Source organism: Candidatus Symbiopectobacterium sp. NZEC135 (assembly GCF_025962695.1).
This window is the reverse complement of the sequence record NZ_JAGFPF010000967.1, coordinates 1-809: the sequence shown is the minus strand read 5'-3', so window position 1 is coordinate 809 and position 809 is coordinate 1. Positions and strand designations below refer to the sequence as shown.

Below are 809 nucleotides of genomic sequence, written 5' to 3'. Positions count from 1 at the left end.
ACCTGAACCCCAATGTGCGTGAGCCGGCAAACCGTATTTTGAGCGGTATTGATAACGTGTTTCTGATCGCGCCGCAGGAGTACTTGCCGTTTGTTTACCTGATGAACCGGTCGTACTTAATTTTGACCGATTCTGGCGGCATTCAGGAAGAAGCGCCCTCGCTGGGCGTGCCTGTGTTGGTGATGCGTGAAACGACAGAGCGGCCCGAAGCCGTGGATGCGGGAACGGTGCGGCTGGTTGGCACCGAAGTGGCGACGATTCTGGACGCAGTGTCGCAACTGTTGACCGACAATGCGGCATATCAGGCCATGAGCAGGGCGCATAACCCGTTCGGTGACGGCACTGCCTGTCAGCGTATTATTGCCGCACTGAAGAACACTTTGATCACACGACAATGAGCAACGCCATGACAATGAACACCATGACAACTAACGCAATGACAATTAATAAAATAGTGGTGGTTGGGTTGGGCTATATCGGTCTGCCGACCGCGGCCGCGTTTGCCTCACGGAAAAAGCGGGTGATTGGTGTGGACGTCAACCGGCATGCGGTGGAAACCATTAATCGCGGTGAGATTCATATTGTCGAACCCGATCTGGGAGCCATGGTGAAGGCCGCCGTGGACAACGGCTATTTGACGGCAACCCACAAACCCGAGGCGGCGGACGCCTTCCTGATCGCCGTGCCGACGCCGTTTAAAGAGGGTCATGAACCGGATTTGAGCTATGTACAGGCAGCGGCTGCGTCGATTGCACCGGTGCTGCAACCTGGCTCGCTGGTGGTGCTTGAGTCCACCTGTCCGGTTGGCG

Annotated in this window: 1 protein-coding gene and 1 pseudogene; both read left to right on the top strand. The window is 56.4% G+C overall.

What is annotated here, in order from left to right:
* The coding region (locus tag J5224_RS31795; RefSeq protein WP_264628958.1) for a UDP-N-acetylglucosamine 2-epimerase at nt 1-398 on the top strand (398 nt) is incomplete at its 5' end.
* A 38-nt stretch (nt 399-436) separates the two neighbouring features.
* A pseudogene (gene wecC, locus J5224_RS31790) lies at nt 437-809 on the top strand (UDP-N-acetyl-D-mannosamine dehydrogenase); the annotation flags it as partial.